The sequence below is a fragment of the Nocardia sp. NPDC050408 genome, from assembly GCF_044458905.1.
GTDB lineage: Bacteria > Actinomycetota > Actinomycetes > Mycobacteriales > Mycobacteriaceae > Nocardia.
The window spans coordinates 438,391-452,862 of the sequence record NZ_JBITIL010000005.1; the positions used below are offsets into that span (position 1 = coordinate 438,391).

Consider the following 14,472-nt stretch of genomic DNA (forward strand, 5'->3'; position numbering starts at 1 on the left):
CGTGGCTGGAAATCATGGGCACCGGCATGCTCTTAGCTTTCGGTGAGGTGGCCGTTGCTCATGTGCCAGCGGCGGGTCGCGGTGATCGAGTCGAGCATGCGGCGGTCATGGGTCACCAGAAGCATGGTGCCTTCGAAGGATTCGATGGCCTGCTCGAGTTGTTCGATGGCGGGGAGGTCGAGGTGGTTGGTTGGTTCGTCCAGGACCAGCAGGTTGACGCCGCGGGCTTGGAGCAGGGCGAGGGCGGCACGGGTGCGCTCGCCGGGGGAAAGGGTTTCGCAGGGGCGCAGGACATGTGGGCCACGGAGGCCGAATTTGGCCAGCAGGGTGCGGACCTCGGCGTCGGGCCACTCGGGCATTTCAGCGCTGAAAGTTTCTGCGAGGGCGGTACTTCCGCTGAAGAGCCCGCGTGCCTGGTCGACCTCGCCGATTTCCACGCCGGAACCCAGCGCGGCCGTTCCGTTGTCCGGCTGGGTTTTTCCGAGCAGCAGGGCCAGGAGTGTGGACTTACCCGAACCATTGGCGCCGGTCAGCACGATGCGGTCGGCCCAGTCGACCTGGGTGGTGATCGGGCCGAGCTCGAAATCCCCTCGGGTGAGGGTCGCATTCGACAAAGTGGCGACCACCGAGCCGCTGCGTGGGGCCGCGGCAATGGACATGTGCAGCTCCCACTCCTTGCGCGGCTCCTCGACCACATCCAAGCGCTCGATGCGCCGTTGGGTCTGGCGGGCCTTGGCGGCCTGCTTCTCGGTGGATTCAGCGCGCATCTTGCGGCCCGCCTTGTCGGAGTCGACCTTCTTGGGGTCGCGGGCTTTTCGGCGCGCATTGCGAACGCCGTGCTCGAGCCAATTGCGCTGCATTTGGGCGCGGGACTCGAGACCGGCCTTGGTGTCGGCATACTCCTCGTAGGCCTCGCGCGCGTGCTGGCGGGCGATCTCGCGCTCCATCAGATACGCCTCGTAGCCGCCGTCGTAGATCCCGACCCGCTGCTGCGCGAGATCGAGTTCGACGATCCGATTCACGGTGCGCGACAAGAACTCTCGGTCGTGACTGATGACCATCAGCGGTACCCGCACGCCGGTCACGAACTGTTCCAGCCGGGCGAGACCATCAAGATCGAGATCGTTGGTCGGCTCGTCGAGCAGCAGAATGTCGAAGCGAGACAACAGGACCGATGCGAGTCCCGCTCGGGCCGCCTGGCCGCCGGAAAGTCCGGTCATCGAGGTGTCGAGGCCGTTCGGCAGGCTTTCCGCGAGTCCGAGATCCGCCGCGACCTCCTCTGCGCGCTGATCCAGATCGGCACCACCGAGCGCGAGCCAGCGCTCCAGGGCCGGTGAATATTCGTCCTCGCCACCGTCAGCCAAACGTTCGGCCGCAGCATCCATTTCGCGTTGTGCTTCGGCGACACCTGTTCGGCGGCCGAGGAATTCGAGCACCGTCTCCCCGGCAATCCGCTCGGGCTCCTGCGCCAAATACCCGACGGTGGCGTCGGGCGGGGACAACGTGATACTGCCGGTGGGTGTCGATCGGTTCGCGAGCATGCGCAGCAGCGTCGACTTGCCGGCACCGTTCATGCCGACCAAACCGATCACATCACCCGGCGCGAGGGTGAAATCGAGGTCGTCGAACAGGGTGCGTTCGCCGTGGCCCGCGGACAGTCCGCGCGCGTGCAGAGTGGTGCTCACCAGCATGAGTCTGCCGTGTCGGTGCCGCACGTCAGCACCGCGGGTCCGTGCTCGGGGTTACACCCTGAGTCCATAGCCTGCGGAAATCAGGGTCGGGATAGGTCATGCGACCGATGTCAGGCGCGATTTACCCCGGCAGAGTTGATGTCGTACCGCACATCACCAGAGAGGGAACACAATGACCGCCCCCGCGCCCACCCGCCGACTCAACCGCTCCCACAACGACAAGTGGATCGCCGGCGTCTGCGGCGGCATCGCCGAATACTTCGGCTGGAACGCCAACGTCGTCCGGTTGCTCTTCGTGCTGTCCTGCCTGCTCCCGGGTCCGCAGTTCGTCGTGTATCTGGTTCTGTGGCTGATCATTCCGAAAAAATGATCCCCGATAAATAGGGGCTGGGAGCTGCGTCCGGGACTCGCGGATGACACTATGGACCGGTACCCACCGATCGACCGCCGTGTCACCCACACGAGTCCCGACCAGGAGGAGTCATGATCACCTCAGGTGAATTCCCGGGCATGGATCTACCCGGCATCGACGCATCCTCTTCCCTGGACGGCCTCGGTGAAGTCGAACTGCACCATCCGACCCAGGACATCGACGGCGACGGCACCCTCGACACCATCACCACCACCGGCCCCGAGGCCATGCAGGTCTGGACCGACTGGGACCACGACGGCTTCGCCGACCAGGTCACCGTGGTCGAGAAGGACGGCGATTACTCCGCATGGGAGTTCCATCGGCATCCGGATGGAACCTCGGAGTGGGTGCGGACCGATCAGGGGAAGATCGGACACTAGTCGCTGAGCGGTATCGATTTTTGGCGCAGCCTCGTTCGCCGGGTGAGGCCGTCCCGAATCGACTCGGTGACATCTAGCCGTAACTGTCGGACTGCCTCGACGCCTTCGCTGTCCGGCTGACCCCAATTACACTGTCGGACAACGGCCTCCACATCCCAGATCTTCGTGGGCCCACCCGGCCGTAGGCTGCGATGACCCGTGCGGTTCATGTGCGGATCATTGGAACCTGCGGAACCCTGCACCCGCTGACCGCCACGGCTGTGGTGATGCTCTCCTCGATGGCCCATTGTCCGTTGTAGCTGGTTCGCCCAACCAGTAGATTCTGCTGACAGAATCAGCCGACGGATCCGATGGAACCGAACGTCAGCCGCGTGCGTCGAAGGAAGTATGGCGGCATCAGTGTCGCGAGCTGAAGTCGGTCTGGTCGGCAACCGGAGAAGGAGGGGACTGGATAGTGGGCGATTCAAGCATGCTCGGCGTCAAGACTGGGGAACTCGGGCGATTCGCAAATGACCTCGGAGGTTCGGGCCAAGCGGTGCGAAATCGCGCCAAGGATGTGGCCGACTATTTGTTCGGGCCTGCCGATGCTGGTGAAAACTACCACGACCGTGGGAAGAAGATCCAGGACGGACTGGAGAAGATCTACACATGGTTGGGTAATTGGTCCGAGGCAACATTGGCGACGTCGGACGTTATCGGGGCGTCGGTTGTCAAGTACTCGAGTACTGACGACGAAAACTCTCGCGATATCGCAAAGATCGGCAATGACAAAAAATCGTAGCTGCGTTCGAGCAGTCGAGAAGTAGCCCGAGGGGGTCGTTAGTATGGCATTTGAGGTACCTGCGAACGGATCGGTCGAACAATATCTCGACATCGGCTCCCGAGCTCTGCTGTACTTCGAGTACTTCCAGCCGCGCTATAAACGCGCTTTTGGAGGTAATTTGCCAGCCGATTTTCCAGACTATTCGCAACTCCATAAGCGCTATTACGAGCAGAACGGGTTGAACGAAGACAAGCTCCTGAACACCTCGACAAAGCTGCAGGTGGTGCTCCAGGAGTGCGGAACGCAGTTGGATGCTCAGCGTGGATACGCGAAGACAATGCCGACGCTCTGGTCAGGGGAGGCTGGAACTGCGGCGCTTGACATGCTGAACAAACAGATAGGTCAAGCGGACGCGAATTGGAAAGCAGCGGGGGATGCATGGAAGTCCATCGCAGGCGCTTTCGAAGGCCTGCGTGCGGCCGCGAAAATCAAAGCCGAGGCCGTCCGTTATATCCTCGAGAACGGCGACGGTATTCGTATCGCGGAGAAGACGCCAGAGGATATTGATGACATTATCTCCGGCACGAGTATTGCGGTAAGTAACGGTTGGCAAAGTAATAGCTTGCTGAGCAAGCTGCGCAGAATCTTTCCTGATCTACAGGGGGGATTCGATGCTTGGACGGCGGATAACGTTCTCGGAATTCTGCCGGGATCCGATTACCAGCAGCACATTCAATCGCGCTGCAGGCACTGGCTCGACAATGTCTTCAAACCTGATTATGCGGCCAAGATCAAGATCTTCACTGATTCGTGCGACTCGGCAGACCGCGGTGTCAAGCAGGTATACGACAAAATTATCCAGGATCTGGACAAGGTCTCGGATGCCCGGTACGACCGCCCGGCAGGAGTGCCGACCGAGGCTCCGGGCACTCCAGGTACTCCCGGTACGCCAGGCACCCCTGGGACTCCAGGGTCACCCGGCACTCCCGGTACGCCGGGCACTCCCGGTACGCCGGGCACTCCCGGTACGCCGGGCACTCCCGGTACGCCGGGCACAACGAATCCGACTTCGACGAACACCACTACGGCGAGCAGCCTCCTGTCGGGGTTGTCATCGTTGACGTCGGCAGCTTCGCAATTGACATCGCTCGGCGAGTCTGTGAGTCAAGGTCTCACCTCATTGGGTACCTCGATCAAGGACAGCGTCGACAATGCGATAGAGCAGCTGACGAAGGCCTTCGAGACAACGGAAACCGAGGACAAGGACGGCGACGGCAAGCCGGACGGGGACACGAACAAGACCGCAGCCGAGTTCGACCTGGGTGGAAAGCATGTGAAGGTCGAGATAGGTGCGGATGGTCAGCCAAAGCTCGTGATGACCGACAGTGACGGCAAATCGCATGAGTACGGCGTGACGCTGGATGACAATGGCAATCCAGTCATCTCCACCGACGGATCGAACGGGAACGACGACAAATCGACCTCCACTGACAAGCCCGATACGGGAACTCCGGCTACCGACGACAACAACGGCGGCAGTCCAGGTACCGTGCCGGGCGCCCCCTCGGCTGGCAAGCAGGAAGAGGACGGCGAGCATAAACCTCAACTGGTGCCGGAAGCAGATCCGCAACCGGAAGAGCCTGCCGACAGCGGTGCCGAACTGGCGGAGGCGGGGCCGCTGTGAAGTCGGTCCGCGCCAACGTGATCGGTAACCGTCGAGGAGGGGTGTCATCGTGAACTATTCGGACGAAATGGAACAAATCGTCGAGGAGATCCGTCGACGGTCAACGATGCTGCTGGACGAGTTCGAGGAGATCAATAGGCGGACCGCCGACAAGGACCGTGAACTCGCCGAACAGTCCGCCATAGAAATGAGTCGGTTTTGGGAAGACCATGCCGAAGAGCTAGCGAAGGCAAAGGCTGAGGCGGAAGAGAAGGAGCGGCTCGAGGTCGAGGCGCAGACCGAGCGAGAGCGCCTGGAGGCGGATGCCCGCGAGCAGCGTGAGGCGATTGCGCGGTCGATTGCGGCTCGCAAAGCACACGATGTTGTGACCCCCATCGACGAGGAGGGCGACGAGGAGTCCGAGTATTACCGCCGTCAGAGCTGGTTGATCTGAGGATTGCCGGGGCTACCAGCGGTCTTCTTCGGCTTCGCGGAGGCGTTGGGTTGGTTGGTTGATCGCCGGGTTCTTGTGTTGGGTTGTGCCGCCGAAGATTTGGGCGCGGATCGTCGAGCTCGTGAGGGTGTGCACGGCGAGTTGGATCTCTTCGAGTTCGTCGGGGGAGTAGCGCTCGCGCATGGTGACTCGGTGGGTGTCGAAGTCGTCGCGGTAGGCGAAACGGCAGGTGTAGCGGAGTGGATTGGGGAAGCGGCCGTTCGCTGGGCTGAACCACGGTGCGGGCGAAATCATCTGGCTCCCTGGGGCATTCAGCCATCTGGAGATTCCAATCGATCGTGCAGGTGGTTCGTGACCGAGTGCGGCGCGTCCGTGGCGTTTCAGCCCACAAGTTTCGGTTTCGCCGCGGCTCGCTCCGGCCGCGCCGACGATTCAGGCCTGCGAATGCGTCGTGCGGCTGGCCGGAGCGGGTGGTTGTGCGGTGGCCAGGTGCGGACTGGTGGGGACGGTGGGTCCGGATCTTTTGCCGATTGCGCCGCCGGGGACGTGCGCGCGATCTCGCCCTGGGTTCTCGCTGCTGGTCAAGGGTCCGCAACCTGGTCGAACACCCGGAATGCCAACGGCCCGTTGACAGTCCGCATCGCACAGCGCTACCGTCTAATCGGAATCGGAATCGGATTCCGGTTCATTGATTGACCGATAGGACTCCCAATGACCACCCACTGGACCCTCCCGCGAATCCTTGTCGGCGCCGTCCTCCTCAACACCCTCATCGGCCCGCTCCTCGCCGACCTGGTCATCCCCGACGTCGCCGACCTCCACCTGCACAACCCCGCATGGCCTCCGCACGCCAAATTCCACGACGCCCAATACATCGGCATGGGCGCACTCATCGGTGCGATCGGACTGGTGGTCCTGTGGCAGCGATCGGGAAACCTCCGCGCCCAGTTCTTGCTGGCGGCCGCACTCGGATCGGTCACCTGGCTGGCCATGTTCGGCGCGCTGCTGTTCCCCGGCACCGCAGCTCAGGACCCCGAGCACGCGGCCGACGCCACCAGGGTCATCGGTATGGACCCGCAACTATTCATCGCCTTGGTAATGCTGATTGCCTTGACGCTAGCGATCGTTGTCGAGCGCACCCGCGCACGGACCCGAGGCTAACCTACGGCCAGCAGACAGGGAGATCGATGACCGACCGCAAACTCCGCACCGACGCCGCCCGCAATCGCGACCAGGTCCTCGCCACCGCGACGGCACTGTTCGCCGCACACGGTGACGAGGTGCAGATGGCCGATGTGGCACGTGCCGCGGGGGTCGGGGTCGGCACCATCTACCGGCATTTCCCGACCCGCCGGGCCCTGATCGAGGCGGCCGCGGAACAGCGTTTCGCCGGAATTCTCGAGCATGTGCGACGTACCTGCCTCCCGAATCCGGATACGCGGCAGGCGCTGGCCGGTTTCCTCGGCCATGTCGCCGAAGTGCATGAGCAGGGGCGTGCGCTGTCCGGCACCATCGAATCGGTACTGGGCGATACCGAACCGCGCGGTACGGTCCGTGACGACCTGGCGGAACTCGGCGCGGAACTGCTGGCCAGGGGGCGAGCCGATGGCAGCATTCGCGCGGATGCGACCGTCGCCGACCTTTATATGATCGTCGGCGCGGTCGCCACGATCAGTCGCGACGGATTCGGCGACTGGCGGCGGTTCATCGAGCTCGCGCTCGACGGCCTCCGGCCATGATCACTTGCGCAACAGCTGTGCGAGCTGCAGGACCGAGAGCTTCGGCTTCTCCTCCTCGTGCGGCGCTTCCGGATCGATAACAGTGGTGTGCGGGATAACCGCTTCCGGATCGGAAAACGCGGCATACGTCTTGTCGCGCAATAGTTTGTGCAGCAGGTATCCGGTGAGCAGGGCCCGCGTGGTCCGCGCCGTCTTGGACTCATGCTTGCCCGCACCCAACGCGGCCAGCGCACGCCGCCCTTCGACAATGCCGTTATGTGACGCCCCGTCGACTGCCCGCAACACCACCGGTCCGGCCCACGCTGCGGTCAGCGGGATCGCATTCGAGCTGACCGATTCGATATCGGTCGCCCCCGCCAACACCAACGCGGGCGTGTCGATATCGGGTGCGATGGTCTCGGCGGACGGCGCGGTCGGAGCGGGGTAGAGGGCGGCAACGGCGGCGACCCGACGCTGTCCGGCGGCGATCACCGCGGCGCCCGCGCCCATGCCGTGTCCGGCCAGCGCCAGCCGGTCCGGATGCACGCTGATCGTGCCGTCGCCGAGCCGCACGCTGGTGCAGATATCGAGCGTGGTCAGCAGATCGGTGGCCAATCCGAGGTGTGACGGAATCGGCCCCCGCTCGGTATCTGGGGCGGCGGCCACAAAACCCCAGGACGCCAGGTGTTCGAGCGTGGCGCGATAGTTGGCGGCACCGGTCAGCCAGCCATGGCCGAAGGCGATCGCGGGTAGATTCAGTCCGGACTCCGGGGTGAACACCACGCCGGGCTGACCGGCGATGGCGAGATTGCCGCGCAGTACGCGGTGGGGCCCCCGGCTGGTCAGGGTGCTCACGAGTGATTTCACAGACGCCGACACGACGTGAACGTTATCCGATAAGTACTCTGATGAGCCATGTGCGGAATCGTGGGATACGTCGGATACCGGGATGCCCTCGGCGTTGTCGTTGACGCGTTGCGCCGCATGGAATATCGAGGATACGACTCGGCAGGCGTCGCGATCCTGGATGGCGTGGGCGTGTTGGCGGTGGAGCGCAAGGCGGGCAAACTGGCCAATCTCGAGGCCGAACTCGCCGAAATCGGGACCGACCACTTCGCCGGGACCACCGGCATGGGGCACACCCGCTGGGCCACCCACGGCGCGCCGACCGACCGCAACGCCCATCCGCACCGCGATACCACCAACAAGGTGGCCGTGGTGCACAACGGCATCATCGAGAACTTCGCGCCGCTGCGTCGGGAGCTTGAGGACGCCGGTGTCGAACTGAGCAGTGATACCGACACCGAGGTCGCCGTGCACTTGGTCGCGCGCGCATATGCCGAGGGCCCGACCGCGGGTGATTTCGCGGCTAGCGCGCTGGCCGTGCTGCGTCGGCTGGAGGGTGCGTTCACGCTGGTCTTCACCCATGCCGACCACCCGGACGTCATTGTTGCCGCCCGCCGCTCGACGCCGCTGGTGGTCGGTGTCGGCAAGGGTGAGATGTTCATCGCCTCCGATGTCACCGCCTTCATCGAGCACACCCGCGAGGCCGTCGAGCTCGGCCAGGACCAGGCCGTCGTGATTACCGCCGACACCTACACGGTCACCGACTTCGCCGGCAACGACGGCTCGGCGCGGACCCGACCGTTCACCATCGACTGGGATCTGGCCGCCGCCGAGAAAGGCGGGCACGACTTCTTCATGCTGAAGGAGATCGAAGAGCAGCCCGCCGGTGTCGCCGATACGCTCATCGGCCACTTCACTCACGACGAGGCCGGTGGCCGGATCGTGCTGGACGAGCAGCGCCTCGCCGATCAGGAACTGCGCGACTTCGACAAGGTATTCGTCGTCGCCTGTGGCAGCTCCTATCACGCCGGACTATTGGCCAAGTACGCGATCGAGCACTGGACCCGGCTGCCTGTCGAGGTCGAGTTGGCCAGCGAATTCCGTTACCGCGACCCGGTTCTGGACCGGTCCACACTGGTAGTGGCGATCTCACAGTCGGGCGAGACCGCCGACACTCTCGAGGCGGTGCGGCACGCGAAGGAGCAGAAGGCGCGCGTGCTCGCCATCTGCAATACCAATGGCGCACAGATTCCGCGTGAGTCCGACGCGGTGCTCTACACCAGGACCGGACCGGAGATCGGTGTCGCGTCCACCAAGGCATTCCTGGCGCAGGTGGCCGCGAACTACCTGGTCGGGCTGGCCTTGGCGCAGGCACGCGGCACCAAGTATCCGGATGAGGTGGCGCGCGAGTTCGCCGAACTCGAGGCGATGCCGCACCTGGTGCAGCGGGTATTGGATACCGCTCCGCAGGTGCGCGCGATCGCCAGGGAACTGGCGCACGTGCCGACCGTGCTGTTCCTCGGCCGCCACGTCGGCTATCCGGTGGCGCTGGAGGGTGCGCTCAAGCTCAAGGAACTCGCGTACATGCACGCCGAGGGATTCGCGGCGGGTGAGCTCAAGCACGGCCCGATCGCACTGATCGAGGAGGGGCTGCCGGTGATCGTCGTCATGCCCTCACCCAAGGGGCGCGCGGTACTGCACTCGAAGCTGCTCAGCAATATCCGTGAGATCCAGGCCCGCGGCGCCCGTACCATCGTGATCGCCGAGGAGGGCGATGACACGGTGCGTCCGTTCGCCGACGACCTCATCGAAATCCCTTCGGCACCAACGCTTTTCCAGCCGCTACTGTCGACCGTTCCGCTGCAGATATTCGCCGCCGAAGTGGCTCAGGCTCGTGGGTACGACATCGATAAGCCGCGCAATCTGGCGAAGTCCGTCACCGTCGAATAGCGAGAAGGCTCGTATATGTGCTGTCGGCGGGGGAGTTGCGGTGGCTTGCTCGACAGGACGGCGGTGAAACCTTCGCCAAGGGCGAGGACACCGCGGCGAGACCGGAAGCCTGTGCTGCGCCGTTGCGACCTGGATGTAGTTCGGCGTGGACAGTCGTGACCGGCGACGGCCGATCAGCGCCGCCGGTTACGAGGTCTTCAGGACCGGTTAGCCGCGACGAGGGTTTCGGTTGTCTCGCTTGGCGTTTCGGCACCGCGACGTTCGAGATTGCCCGACACGACCGCCAGACCCAGCGCGCTCACGACCAGGATGACTCCAACCCAGTTGGGTGAGGTGTACCCGTATCCCGCGGCGATGACAACGCCGCCGAGCCAGGCGGAGATCGCGTTGCCGAGGTTGAAGGCGCCGATATTGAGGGCCGAGGCCAGGGTCGGCGCATTGCCTGCCTGGTCGAGGACGCGCTTCTGTAGCGGCGGGACGGTCGCGAAGCCGAGGGCGCCGATCAGGACGACGGTGATGGCTGCCGCGACCGTGTTGTGTGCGGTGAGCGTGAACAGTGCGAGCACCAGCGCGAGGCCGCCGAGGGTGGTGTAGAGCATCGGCATCAAATGGCGGTCGGCGAATTTGCCGCCGATCAGATTGCCGAGGAAGAAGCCGATGCCGAACAGGACAAGCAGCCAGGTGACCGAACTCTCCGCATAGCCGGTGACCTCGGTCATCATCGGTGCGAGGTAGGTGATCGCGGCGAAGACGCCGCCGAAGCCGAGCACGGTCATGGCCATCGAGAGCAGCACCTGCGGGTTGGTGAGTACGGCGAGTTCGTGACGTAGGCGCGCGTCATGAGGCGCGGGCTGTTCCGGCACCAGCGCGGTGACACCGATCAGACCTGCCAAGCCGACCAGTGCGACGAGGAGGAAGGTGAGTCGCCAACCGAACTGCTGGCCGAGCAGGGTGCCCAGCGGCACACCGACGATGGTCGCGACGGTCAGTCCGGTGAACATCATGGCGATCGCACCGGCCTTGCGATCCGGGCCGACCAAATTTCCGGCGACCACCGATCCGATGCCGAAGAAGGCGCCGTGTGCGAGCGAGGCAACGATGCGTCCGGTCAGCATGAGACCGAAAGTCGGTGCGAGCGCGGACAATACATTGCCCGCGATCAGCAGCAACAGGCTGACGAGCAGCATGCGCTTGCGGGATACCCGGGTGCCGAGCCCGGTCATGATCGGCGCACCGACCAGCACGCCGAGCGCATACCCGGTGACCAGCAGACCTGCCGTGGGGATCGACACCGTGTAGGTGTCTGCGATGTCGGGCAGCAGTCCGACGACAACGAATTCGGTGGTGCCGATTCCGAAGGCCCCGAGTGTCAGAGCGAGTAGTGCGAGCGGCATGAGCGCGAGCCTCCACGTGATGTTGCGCCTGAGCTTTATAAGCGTCAACAATAATTGCAGACGCGTGTTAATTGCAAACGCGGGCTATTGCGTACGTCATCTATCCTGGACGTACGAGCCCCGATGCGAAGGAACGTCATGACCGCGGATGCCGCCCTGACCGGCCTGGCCGATGGTTGGTACGCACTGTCGCTGCTGCACGATCGGATCGAGGCGCATATCGAACGCGCCCTGCAATCCGGTCATGAGCTGAGCGTGCGCGAGTTTTCGCTGCTCGTCGTGCTCAGCCGCCAGCACGACGGACCCGGCGGTCACCTGCGTATGAATCAAGTCGCCGAAGCCGTGGTGCTCAGCCAGAGTGCGACGACCCGCCTGGTCACCCGCCTCGAAGACCGCGGCCTGCTACAGCGCTACCTTTGCCCCGACGATCGCCGCGGCATCTACACCGACGTCACCGCCGCGGGCCTGGAACTACTGACCCGCGCCCGCCCCACCCACGACACCGCCCTGTCCAGCGCTCTGGGCCAAGCCGCCGCCGACCCCGAACTTGCCCCGCTGGTCGCCGCCGTGGAAGCGATGAACACCAACGCTGCCCGGATCCCGCAGGCGTAACCTTTCGTCGGCGCGCCAGTGACGGGCACACTGCCCCTCCCGCTGGTCGCATGTGCCTGCTGCCATGGGGACGAGTGGTCCGAACCGGCTCAACATGGTTCGCGGGTTGAACGTCGTGATGATCCGACCCCCGCGCTCGGCTCGGATCGTGCATCGAGTGTCTTGGCAGGTGCCAGCGAGGGTGTGACCGTGGCGGAGACGTCTGGGGGATCTGGCCCGGCTACTTCGATGGTGATGGTGCGGCTCAGGATAGGTCGTCTGCGCTCACGCCGGAATGTATATCGGGCGGCAGATGATGCCCCTGCGGTGGTTGGGCCGTGATCGTGGCAAAGAGGCATTCTGCTGGGGCTGTGCTTGCGGGCATCATCTGTTCAACTTCCCATCATCCCGCTGTGGAAGGCTGGCTCGACGCTGGTGTGCGGAAATGCCTTCGTGCTCGATCCATCCGAGCGCGATTACCCCTGCATCTGCGCTTTCGGAGAGCCGGAGAAGGCGGCTCGGCTATTCGACGGTGACGGTGCCGCGCATCTGAGGATGCAGGGAGCACAGATAGCGGTAGGTGCCGGGGGCGAAGAAGGTGTAGCTCCATTCGCCCTTGTCGAAGATCGGGCTGTTGAGGCCCATGGCCTTATCGCCGATGCCCTGGACGGTGTGGGGGACGGAGTCCTTGAATTTCCAGGTCACGGTCTCGCCGACCTTGACGGTGACATCGGCGGGGGAGAACTTCATATCCGTGACGCCGACAGTGACGGCGGCGGGTTTCGAATCGCCGGACTTGGTGGGGGTCGTCGTGTGGCCGGACTTCGCGGTGGTCGATGTGGCGGTCGAGTTCGTATCGCCGGAGCCGCAGCCTGTCAGCAATAGCATCGCAGCCAGGACGGATCCGGTTGCGATCCGGGTGGACATCGCGCGGCGCACCATCGGCATGACCGCCAAGCGTAGTCTGCTGACGGTGCGGGTCCGCGCAGCGCCATGGCGTTGCCGCTTCGGCGTATCCCGTACCAGCGGAACCGCAGTGCCCGATCGACGCAGTGGAGGCGAGCGTTCATGTCCAGCCAGCGGGGCTATTTCACCGCAGATGAAGTGCGCGCGGCAGAGGCCGAGCTGTTCACCCGCGTCCCCGAGGGTATGCCGATGCATCGGGCGGCCTACGGATTGGCGACGGTGGTCGCGAGCGAGTTGCGGGCGCGGACCGGTGGTATCACGGGCAGGTCGGTATTGCTGCTTGTCGGTTCCGGCGATAACGGCGGGGACGTGCTCTGGGCTGGATCGATGCTCCGCCGCCGCGGCGCCGCTGTCACTGCCGTGCTGCTGAATCCGGAACGCGCGCACGCGAAAGGCCTTGCTGCCCTGCGCAAGGCAGGCGGTCGGGTCCGAACTGCATCGGATGTTCTGCGTGCCGATGGCGCGAACTACGAAATCAATTCGGCTGCACCCGACCTCGTGATCGACGGCATCGTCGGCATCTCCGGCCGTGGCCCCCTCCGTCCAAGCGCCGCGGAACTCGTTGCCGCTCTGGATGTTCCGATCATCGCCGCCGATCTCCCGAGCGGAGTCGATCCGGACACCGGCGCGGTCACCGGCCCTGCTGTCCGCGCTGAGGTCACGGTCGCATTCGGCGCTTATAAGCCGGTGCATGCCATGGCCGCGCCCTACTGCGGCCGAATCGAATTGGTACCCATCGGTTTACGACTACCCGAACCGAATCTCGCGGCGCTGGAGCCAGCGGAGATCGGTGCGCGGTGGCCGATTCCGGGACCAACCGACGACAAGTACACCCAGGGCGTCACCGGTATCTGCGCGGGCAGCGCGACGTATCCCGGCGCCGCTGTACTGTGCACCGGCGCCGCCGTCGCGGCCACCTCCGGCATGGTTCGCTACGCCGGAACCGGCTCGGCCGAGGTCCTCGGCCATTTTCCCGAAGTAATTGCCGCCCAGACCATCGCGTCCACCGGCCGAGTGCAGTCCTGGGTATTCGGCCCTGGCGCCGGTACCGATACCGACGCCCACAAACGACTTGCCGAAATCCTCGCAACCGACCTTCCTGTCGTCGTCGACGCCGACGGCCTGACTTTGCTCGCCAGCGACCCCGACCTGGTCCGCAGCCGCACCGCCCCCACTGTATTGACCCCGCACGCAGGCGAATTCGCCCGCCTGACCGGACAAGAGCTCGGCCAGGACCGGGTAGCCGCCGTCCGCGACCTCGCCGAATCCTGGCAACTGACCGTCCTGCTCAAAGGCCGAGCCACCCTCATCGCCAGCCCCGGTCGCCCCGTACTCGTCAACGAAGCAGGTGGTTCCTGGGCCGCCACCGCCGGTGCGGGTGATGTCCTGTCCGGCATCATCGGCGCCCTCCTCGCCGCGGGCTACGACCCCGCCTGGTCCGCCGCCGCTGCCGCCCGCGTCCACGCCCTCGCCGCCAACCTCGCCGCCCATGAAAACCACCCATCTGCCGCCCCCACCTCCGCATCCCCTCTCCTCGACCACCTGCGTGCGGCAATCCGCACCTTGCGCACGGTTGCGGGGAAGTGACGCGCGCCGGCCCGGCCCGCGCCTTCATTGCCGCATCGGCGACCCCGGCGAGATGCA

At 64.7% G+C, this 14,472-nt stretch carries 15 protein-coding genes; 10 read left to right on the top strand and 5 right to left on the bottom strand.

Going from position 1 to position 14,472, the window contains the following annotated elements; genetic code table 11:
* Positions 1–32: 32 nt before the first annotated feature.
* Positions 33–1,691 (bottom strand): ABC-F family ATP-binding cassette domain-containing protein, encoded by a 1,659-nt coding sequence (locus tag ACIBJI_RS18380; RefSeq protein ID WP_396957464.1) that lies wholly within the window; start codon positions 1,689–1,691, stop codon positions 33–35.
* A 172-nt stretch (positions 1,692–1,863) separates the two neighbouring features.
* On the opposite strand from ACIBJI_RS18380, the gene ACIBJI_RS18385 reads away from it, so the two are divergent.
* From ACIBJI_RS18385 to ACIBJI_RS18405, 5 genes are all read left to right on the top strand, one after another.
* Positions 1,864–2,061 (top strand): PspC domain-containing protein, encoded by a 198-nt coding sequence (locus tag ACIBJI_RS18385; protein WP_364346248.1) that lies wholly within the window; start codon positions 1,864–1,866, stop codon positions 2,059–2,061.
* Positions 2,062–2,174: 113 nt separating this feature from the next.
* Complete coding sequence (locus ACIBJI_RS18390; protein ID WP_364346250.1) at positions 2,175–2,483, top strand: DUF6802 family protein; 309 nt, start codon at positions 2,175–2,177, stop codon at positions 2,481–2,483.
* 454 nt (positions 2,484–2,937) lie between these two features.
* Positions 2,938–3,264, top strand: a complete 327-nt coding sequence (locus tag ACIBJI_RS18395) for a hypothetical protein (protein WP_364346252.1) — start codon at positions 2,938–2,940, stop codon at positions 3,262–3,264.
* Between the two features lie 43 nt (positions 3,265–3,307).
* Positions 3,308–4,930: a hypothetical protein gene (locus tag ACIBJI_RS18400; RefSeq protein ID WP_397084975.1), complete on the top strand. Its 1,623-nt coding sequence runs from the start codon at positions 3,308–3,310 to the stop codon at positions 4,928–4,930.
* A gap of 49 nt (positions 4,931–4,979) precedes the next feature.
* Positions 4,980–5,363 carry a hypothetical protein gene (locus ACIBJI_RS18405; RefSeq protein ID WP_397084977.1) on the top strand — a complete coding sequence of 128 codons (384 nt, stop codon included), beginning with the start codon at positions 4,980–4,982 and terminating at the stop codon, positions 5,361–5,363.
* 12 nt (positions 5,364–5,375) lie between these two features.
* On the opposite strand, the gene ACIBJI_RS18410 is transcribed toward ACIBJI_RS18405, so the two are convergent.
* A complete protein-coding gene (locus ACIBJI_RS18410) occupies positions 5,376–5,657 on the bottom strand; it encodes a hypothetical protein (protein ID WP_364346258.1) in 282 nt (93 codons plus the stop codon).
* A 417-nt stretch (positions 5,658–6,074) separates the two neighbouring features.
* Between ACIBJI_RS18410 and ACIBJI_RS18415 the strand changes: the two genes are divergently transcribed.
* The gene (locus ACIBJI_RS18415) at positions 6,075–6,524 is read left to right on the top strand and encodes a DUF6640 family protein (protein ID WP_397084980.1); all 450 of its coding nucleotides are present in this window, start codon (positions 6,075–6,077) and stop codon (positions 6,522–6,524) included.
* 26 nt (positions 6,525–6,550) lie between these two features.
* Positions 6,551–7,102 carry a TetR/AcrR family transcriptional regulator gene (locus ACIBJI_RS18420; RefSeq protein WP_397084982.1) on the top strand — a complete coding sequence of 184 codons (552 nt, stop codon included), beginning with the start codon at positions 6,551–6,553 and terminating at the stop codon, positions 7,100–7,102.
* Here the strand turns inward: ACIBJI_RS18420 and ACIBJI_RS18425 are convergent, their stop codons facing one another.
* Complete coding sequence (locus ACIBJI_RS18425) at positions 7,103–7,960, bottom strand: dienelactone hydrolase family protein (RefSeq protein ID WP_397084984.1); 858 nt, start codon at positions 7,958–7,960, stop codon at positions 7,103–7,105.
* Between the two features lie 36 nt (positions 7,961–7,996).
* Here ACIBJI_RS18425 and glmS point away from each other — a divergent pair, with 36 nt between their 5' ends.
* Positions 7,997–9,877 (top strand): glutamine--fructose-6-phosphate transaminase (isomerizing), encoded by a 1,881-nt coding sequence (gene glmS / locus ACIBJI_RS18430; protein ID WP_364346266.1) that lies wholly within the window; start codon positions 7,997–7,999, stop codon positions 9,875–9,877.
* Positions 9,878–10,074: 197 nt separating this feature from the next.
* Here glmS and ACIBJI_RS18435 read toward each other — a convergent pair whose 3' ends face one another.
* On the bottom strand, positions 10,075–11,271 hold the full coding sequence (locus tag ACIBJI_RS18435; protein ID WP_397084986.1) for an MFS transporter: 1,197 nt from the start codon (positions 11,269–11,271) through the stop codon (positions 10,075–10,077).
* A 138-nt stretch (positions 11,272–11,409) separates the two neighbouring features.
* On the opposite strand from ACIBJI_RS18435, the gene ACIBJI_RS18440 reads away from it, so the two are divergent.
* Entirely contained in the window at positions 11,410–11,883 is a 474-nt protein-coding gene (locus ACIBJI_RS18440; RefSeq protein WP_364346270.1) for a MarR family transcriptional regulator, read from the top strand.
* Between the two features lie 501 nt (positions 11,884–12,384).
* On the opposite strand, the gene ACIBJI_RS18445 is transcribed toward ACIBJI_RS18440, so the two are convergent.
* The gene (locus ACIBJI_RS18445; protein WP_364346272.1) at positions 12,385–12,810 is read right to left on the bottom strand and encodes a cupredoxin family copper-binding protein; all 426 of its coding nucleotides are present in this window, start codon (positions 12,808–12,810) and stop codon (positions 12,385–12,387) included.
* 120 nt (positions 12,811–12,930) lie between these two features.
* Between ACIBJI_RS18445 and ACIBJI_RS18450 the strand changes: the two genes are divergently transcribed.
* Positions 12,931–14,415, top strand: coding sequence for an NAD(P)H-hydrate dehydratase (locus ACIBJI_RS18450; RefSeq protein WP_364346274.1), 1,485 nt, complete (start codon positions 12,931–12,933; stop codon positions 14,413–14,415).
* The last annotated feature ends 57 nt before the right edge of the window (positions 14,416–14,472 follow it).

What these genes read in the sequence shown, in the direction of transcription:
- ACIBJI_RS18380 (WP_396957464.1), bottom strand. Translation starts at nt 1,691, where the DNA reads ATGCTGGTGAGCACCACTCTGCACGCGCGCGGACTGTCCGCGGGCCAC.
- ACIBJI_RS18385 (WP_364346248.1), top strand. Translation starts at nt 1,864, where the DNA reads ATGACCGCCCCCGCGCCCACCCGCCGACTCAACCGCTCCCACAACGAC.
- ACIBJI_RS18390 (WP_364346250.1), top strand. Translation starts at nt 2,175, where the DNA reads ATGATCACCTCAGGTGAATTCCCGGGCATGGATCTACCCGGCATCGAC.
- ACIBJI_RS18400 (WP_397084975.1), top strand. Translation starts at nt 3,308, where the DNA reads ATGGCATTTGAGGTACCTGCGAACGGATCGGTCGAACAATATCTCGAC.
- ACIBJI_RS18410 (WP_364346258.1), bottom strand. Translation starts at nt 5,657, where the DNA reads ATGATTTCGCCCGCACCGTGGTTCAGCCCAGCGAACGGCCGCTTCCCC.
- ACIBJI_RS18415 (WP_397084980.1), top strand. Translation starts at nt 6,075, where the DNA reads ATGACCACCCACTGGACCCTCCCGCGAATCCTTGTCGGCGCCGTCCTC.
- ACIBJI_RS18420 (WP_397084982.1), top strand. Translation starts at nt 6,551, where the DNA reads ATGACCGACCGCAAACTCCGCACCGACGCCGCCCGCAATCGCGACCAG.
- glmS (WP_364346266.1), top strand. Translation starts at nt 7,997, where the DNA reads ATGTGCGGAATCGTGGGATACGTCGGATACCGGGATGCCCTCGGCGTT.
- ACIBJI_RS18435 (WP_397084986.1), bottom strand. Translation starts at nt 11,271, where the DNA reads ATGCCGCTCGCACTACTCGCTCTGACACTCGGGGCCTTCGGAATCGGC.
- ACIBJI_RS18440 (WP_364346270.1), top strand. Translation starts at nt 11,410, where the DNA reads ATGACCGCGGATGCCGCCCTGACCGGCCTGGCCGATGGTTGGTACGCA.
- ACIBJI_RS18445 (WP_364346272.1), bottom strand. Translation starts at nt 12,810, where the DNA reads ATGCCGATGGTGCGCCGCGCGATGTCCACCCGGATCGCAACCGGATCC.
- ACIBJI_RS18450 (WP_364346274.1), top strand. Translation starts at nt 12,931, where the DNA reads ATGTCCAGCCAGCGGGGCTATTTCACCGCAGATGAAGTGCGCGCGGCA.